Annotated in this window: 5 protein-coding genes; 1 reads left to right on the forward strand and 4 read right to left on the reverse strand. The window is 34.7% G+C overall.

The features are described from left to right. Window positions 1–53: 53 nt before the first annotated feature. A complete protein-coding gene (locus AVL50_RS27800) occupies window positions 54–1,232 on the forward strand; it encodes an acetyl-CoA C-acyltransferase (protein WP_062620534.1) in 1,179 nt (392 codons plus the stop codon). A 71-nt stretch (window positions 1,233–1,303) separates the two neighbouring features. Here the strand turns inward: AVL50_RS27800 and AVL50_RS27805 are convergent, their stop codons facing one another. The 4 genes from AVL50_RS27805 to AVL50_RS33440 all read right to left on the reverse strand — a co-directional run. Then, a complete protein-coding gene (locus AVL50_RS27805) occupies window positions 1,304–2,524 on the reverse strand; it encodes a BamA/TamA family outer membrane protein (protein ID WP_063850964.1) in 1,221 nt (406 codons plus the stop codon). A 459-nt stretch (window positions 2,525–2,983) separates the two neighbouring features. Further along, window positions 2,984–3,691, reverse strand: coding sequence for a YceI family protein (locus AVL50_RS27810; protein ID WP_062620537.1), 708 nt, complete (start codon window positions 3,689–3,691; stop codon window positions 2,984–2,986). A 21-nt stretch (window positions 3,692–3,712) separates the two neighbouring features. Further along, the gene (locus AVL50_RS27815; RefSeq protein WP_062620540.1) at window positions 3,713–4,075 is read right to left on the reverse strand and encodes a DUF1523 family protein; all 363 of its coding nucleotides are present in this window, start codon (window positions 4,073–4,075) and stop codon (window positions 3,713–3,715) included. 14 nt (window positions 4,076–4,089) lie between these two features. Further along, window positions 4,090–6,222 (reverse strand): hypothetical protein (locus AVL50_RS33440; protein WP_062620542.1); only part of this gene is annotated, 2,133 nt, incomplete at its 5' end.

Raw genomic sequence — 6,222 nt, forward strand, 5'->3', positions numbered from 1 at the left:
ACTAAATTACATCCAAATAACCAATAAATTAAACAACACATTATTTAAACACTATGGAAGAAGTATATATCGTTTCGGCGGTAAGGACTCCTATAGGGAGTTTTGGAGGAGCATTATCCTCATTCTCGGCTACAGAACTAGGATCTTTTGCTATTAAAGGAGCTTTAGAAAAAGCAAATGTTGCAGCCTCTGAAGTAAATGAGGTTTACATGGGTAATGTAATAGCTTCAAACCTTGGTCAAGCACCAGCAAAACAAACAGCATTAGGAGCAGGAATTGGACATGATATACCTTGTACTACGATTAATAAGGTGTGTTCATCAGGAATGAAAACGATAATGTTGGGTGCTCAATCAATCATGCTCGGAGATAATGATATTGTAGTAGCTGGAGGTATGGAATCAATGTCAAACATACCATACTATATTCCTAAAGGACGCTACGGCTATGGTTATGGGCATGGACAAATGTTAGATGGTCTTGTTAGAGATGGTTTAGCAGATGCTTATAATAATCAACCTATGGGTGTTTGTGCAGATGCTACAGCAGTTCGTTGTGAAATCAGTAGAGAAGAACAGGATGAGTTTGCAATTAATTCCTATAAAAGAACGGCTATGGCCACTGGAGATCTTCTTTTCAAAGATGAGATTGTACCAGTTAGTGTTCCTCAGAGAAAAGGTGATCCTTTAATGGTAACCGAAGATGAAGAATTCAAAAAAGTGAAATTTGAGAAAATTCCTTCATTAAGAGCTGTATTTACAAAAGAGGGGACAGTAACTGCAGCAAATGCATCTACAATAAATGACGGCGCGGCAGCTGTGATTCTTGCAAGTAAGAAAGCTGTAGAGCGATTAGGTTTGAAGCCTGTTGCAAAAATCTTATCTTTTGCTGACGCTTCAAAAGAACCTGAATGGTTTACAATTGCTCCGCCTGTTGCCGCAGAAAAAGCCTTAAAGAAAGCGGGCTTGAAGAAAGAAGAAATTGATTTTTTTGAAGTCAATGAAGCTTTCTCGGTTGTGACGCTAGCTTTTGCAAAGGAATTAGGAATTCCATTGGACAAAGTGAATGTACACGGAGGTGCAGTTTCGATGGGGCATCCTTTAGGTGCGTCAGGTACCAGGATTGTTGTAACGCTTAATGGAGTGCTTCAACAGCAGAAAGGAACTAAAGGTCTTGCTGCAATATGTAATGGAGGAGGAGGAGCCTCAGCCATGATTATTGAAAGACTATAAATAAAAAAGGTAAGAGGACTTTTAATTCATCCTCTTACCTTTTCTCTTATTCTAAGAAACTTTTTCTTTCATTAGAAAGCTTCAGTCATATTAAAGTACACTAAGTTTTGCCCCGCTAGTGGATCTCGACCTAAATCGATTCTGAAATTCATACGCGGTTGTACTTCTACTCTTAGGCCTGCACCAAAGTTGGGTAATATGCCACCAGGGGTAATCAAATCGGGTCCTACCATACCAACACCTCCCCAAACAGCAAAGCCAAGCTTAGAGACTAATTTCGATTTTGAATTGAACATATTTCTATATTCGGCCATTGCAAATGCAGAAGTTTTGTCTCTGTACTGCCCTAAGTAATAACCTCTCAAATCGAACGGAGATCCAATTAAAGACATATCTGTAAATGGTACATCACCGTATGATGATCGAATTTTTGCTGTCCATGCTAAAACTTTACGTTCTCCTAAAAAGGGTAATAATTTGTATTGCCTATATTCAGCAGTCAAAAATCCCCATCTGGTATCACTGCCTAACCAAGTGTCATAATATCTAGCGGTAAGGTCAAAGAATATTCCTTCCCAAGCGTTTGCAGGTATATCTCTTGTGTCATAAGAAACTTCAAAACCTATACCTACATTCCAGATAGACATTCCTTCGTCTGTACCACCTTGTGCAATATAGGTTGGGTCCATAGCCATACCCGCTGCAATTTCAGAAAGATCTCTATAGGTGACATCAAATGAGGGCCCTATGAAGAAATCTGTATCCTTATGTCTAAAAAGAAAGGAGCCGTTGATAGAAATTGAATTCTGGAAAAATTGAGTTGTTGAATCGCTTCTTAGTGTAGCTTCATTAGTATTGAAGCCAACGCCATAGTAATTGTCATAGTTATTTCTGTATTGGACTTGACCGAAATACCTTAACCTATCATTATTAAAGAACAATTGGGGTTTTGCAATTAAATTGAAGCCACCTGAACTAAGCCAAGCACCAGCAATAGGAACAACAGATCGTTTTAAGTCAGGTGCAGTAGTATCTGTTTTAAATGTAAACAACATACTCATCCCAATTAGAAAACCATAATCTGGAGTATATCCAGGTCCGCCTAGAATACTAAACCTTAAATTTTTCTTTTCCTTTGCCTCTTTCCGTAACTGTTTCTTTGTTTTTACTTCAGAGGTATCTGTAGGATGTAAGGTACTGTCAGTTTGTAATAAATGTTGTGCCGTTGCTTCAAGTTGAAAACAAAGGGTTATTGATAAAGTAATAAGTACTTTTATGAAATTGGATTTCATTAGATCAATGGTGTAATGTAAAAATTGAACTGCACTCATTGGATATGCTATAAATGCAATTGTCAAAAATAAGAATAAGGTTATTCTTTTTTATTACTAATTAAGCTATAAACATAGTGAAAACAACTACGAATACTAAGGAAAAGTAATAATTAAGAATGTTATTCTATTCATTTAGACATTATTTTCTGAAAATAGTGCAGTCATACATTTTAAAAATCAGAATTGTTAACTAAAAAAAGGCCTTCACAAAGTGAAGGCCTTTTTAATTCCTTTAATAACCCAAAAACTATTTCTTATTGCTGTTTTCGTGTACTAAATAACAAAAAAAATATTAACTAAACAAGAAAAAATGTAAAAATTATAATTTAGTGGAATTTTTACACTTATTCTGTTGGTATAGTACAATTTTGCACCTTAGTACTTCAGCTTTAAGAAATTACTGTCGGATCGATATCTTTATTTTTGAGCATATAAATGTAATTCCAATTCAATGTTGTCAACGATGGCTTTGTCGCCTAAATCGCTGAAGAATGAGCTAGATTTATATTTGATGTCAAACTTTGTTCTGTCAAAAGCAATATCTGCCATTGCATGTAGCGTTCCATCATGATTCATGATATGAGCTGGGAATGAAATGCTATTTGTGATACCTTTGATAGTAAGGTCGCCTGTTACGTTGATCATTCCTTCTTTTTCACCTTTAGCAATTTTACTTACTTTAAAAGACGCCATAGGGAACTCAGTAACATTGAAGAAGTCATTATTTTCCAAATGTCCCTTCAATTTTCCGTTCATCTTGTCATCGGCAGGAATGTCATCAACAGTTATTGTTGTCATATCAATATCGAAATCACTATTTTCTGATATTTGATTGCCTTCAACAGCAACTGTGCCTGAAGTCAGTTTTAATTTTCCATAGTGAGAGCTTCCAGTGATTTTTTTACCCGTCCACTTGATAAAACTTTTTTCAGTGTCCACTTTATAGCTACCATCAGCAAGACTCATACTTTCTGATTTGTGGCTATGTCCATGGTCGTGGGAGTGACCTGCACTCTCTTCTTGGTGATGTGAATGCTCTTCTTTTGTTTCGGATTTCTGACCACAAGAGATAAGTCCCGCAATTAGAAAAACAGTAACTAAAAAATTAATAGTTGGAAATTTCATGATTAAAATACTTAAGTTTGGTTATTGTTGTTGTACTTTTTCTACTTTGATAATATTAGGATACATTGATAAAAATGGGATTCTAAAACCTACAATACTGAAATCATAAGTTTCTCCATCCTGAATTTTAGCGTAAACATCAGAGGAGTTGAACTTGAACCAGATCCATGTATCTGTGTTCTCAAAAGTGTGTGGTTTATCGTTTTTATCAAGTGTATAGATAAGATATTTATCTAACTTTTGTTCTCCATTTTGGACAGAGCCTCTGATTCTTTCTGTCTTATTCACTGTGGCTGTGATAGTTCTTCTATTGACTTTAGGGAAAAGCCAAATAAAAAAGATAAACACAATAACGCCAATGCTTATGTAGAGGTATTTTTTCATTTTTGTTTAAAAATCTAATAGACCTTTTTTAGAGGTCCCTTTAATCTATTTTTTCGTTTAGTATTTTTCTCAATATACCTAATTTCCATTTTAGTTGCTTTATCCTTCTTTGGTATTTCAGGTTCCATAAGTGGAGAAAGGGTACTTGCAACTCCTGTTAGCACGGATTTTACCCAGAAGTTAAAAATAAACTTAGTGGTATCTCTTTCATAATATATATGGCCTTGTTTCATGGATGGAAAACGAGGATTTTCTTCTCTGATGAGAAGATTGGCTACAGAGCTTAAAAATGCTCTTCTTTTTAGCTCTCCAGTCTTTTTAGCTTTATCTTTTAATACATCCACTTCAAGGTTTTTATACCTGAATTGCATATTGCCCATAGCTACACTGTCATCTGCAAGTACTTTGAAGTACATTCTTTTGAGGTTGCCATCTTTTATTTTTACAAGTTCAAGCCTCTCAACCAATGGATTTAGTTTAATAAGGTCCATTTGCCCAACTTCTCCTTCATAATAATAAGTGCCAAGGCTATCTAGAGGAGGAATTCTAAAGTACATTTTTAATTGCCCTCCTTTATCCATCAGAATACCTTTGACATACATTTCAGTATAAGGGTCGGTTGACAGCTTAGCAGTATCGTTGGTGATATTAAAAATTTGACCTGTGAAGTCATTCAGCTGAAACTGTCCTGATTTCCCTTCTAATTCTTGATCTTCTGTTCTAGCTCTGATGTTACCTTTATATTCTTCATAGTCAATATGACTGTCTGTAATGGTAATAGTGTCGAGTTTGAATATTAAAGGCGATTCCTCAAAAATGGTATGAATCATCTTAGGATTTTTCTTGTAAGGATCTACAGGAACCGTCTTATCTCTGTAAGCTGATAGATTAAGACGGTCAACTTCAACTCCATTCAAGTGAATATTATCTGTAAAAAAGTAGTTTTTAAAATGAAAGCCTCTGAACAATAGATCGTTGATGTTGATTTCAATTCTATCCGTCTGATATTCATTTACAATACCAAAAAGCTTTTTAGAATAGCGGGGAATTAATGCGAAATTTTTGAGATAAACATCCTCATAATGAGAGTTGAAGTTGAGAGAATCAAAACCAATGGCATACATTCCATTGTTAAGGTTGAAAATATTTTTTCCGAGTGTAAGATTTATCAATCCCAAATCAACATAATCACGTTCAGATTGAATAGTTTCATTATTGATATAAATACCCTCAATCTTAAGGTTGATGTCTTTTATACTGTTTTCATTATAGACACTTTGAAAAGATTTTTGATGCTCTAAGCGTTCCAGAGAATCTTCGGTAGGAGATAAGGTATAGACATCGATTGGGTTTCCTTTTGTTTCAGCCAAAATATTATTAATCAACAATTCTTTTCTTTCTCTTGAAAGGCGTTTGCTGTTTTTAATTCTATTCGTCTTTTTACTGTATTTATTTAATTCTTTTGGACTTAATTCAGTACTATTGAGTGGTGTTTCTGTTCTTTGTCTTCTCATCAAACGAGAAATATTCCTTCTGTTGATATTCTTAGAAGGACTTCTAAATGAAACAGAACTACTGTCTACTTGGATATAATCGATGGCTATGCTTTCGAAGTTGTCAAGTAGTTCTACAACCTTTTCTTTTGGTAAATTTTTTTCAGCAAACGTACCAGTCTTTTTTACCTTTTTTGATTTGGCTGGATTGAGGTAACTGATGTTTTTGGTGTATATAGTGTCAATGTCTATTTTCTTGTCATAGGCAAAAGACTTTATTCCTGCTCCTTTAATTTTTAATTCTTCCACTTGAAGTAAGAAAAGTGAGTCAATAATCCCTACTGATTTATAGCCCATTTTTGGAAGAATATGAGCATCATAAATTGAAATAGAATCACCACCAGAGTCCAAGACTAATTCACTGGAAGAAATGACATAAGGAGAAATGTCTCTCTCAAACTGAAGTCCTTTCACTTTAAAAAAAACATGGTTAGGCCTTATTTGCCCAAGATACTTATCATAAGAAGTTTTTGACTTCAATTGATTAACATCCAATTCTCCACCAAAAAAAGTAAGGTAGCTTTCTAATCCATTCTTGTCAGTGTGTAATAATGCAAAGTCATCTAATGCAAGTTTGATGTTTTCAATCCCTAG

This window comes from Flammeovirga sp. SJP92 (assembly GCF_001583495.1).
In the GTDB taxonomy this organism is placed as follows: domain Bacteria; phylum Bacteroidota; class Bacteroidia; order Cytophagales; family Flammeovirgaceae; genus Flammeovirga.

Coding starts and splice junctions, on each gene's coding strand:
- AVL50_RS27800 (WP_062620534.1), top strand. CDS start 54: ATGGAAGAAGTATATATCGTTTCGGCGGTAAGGACTCCTATAGGGAGT.
- AVL50_RS27805 (WP_063850964.1), bottom strand. CDS start 2,524: ATGAAATCCAATTTCATAAAAGTACTTATTACTTTATCAATAACCCTT.
- AVL50_RS27810 (WP_062620537.1), bottom strand. CDS start 3,691: ATGAAATTTCCAACTATTAATTTTTTAGTTACTGTTTTTCTAATTGCG.
- AVL50_RS27815 (WP_062620540.1), bottom strand. CDS start 4,075: ATGAAAAAATACCTCTACATAAGCATTGGCGTTATTGTGTTTATCTTT.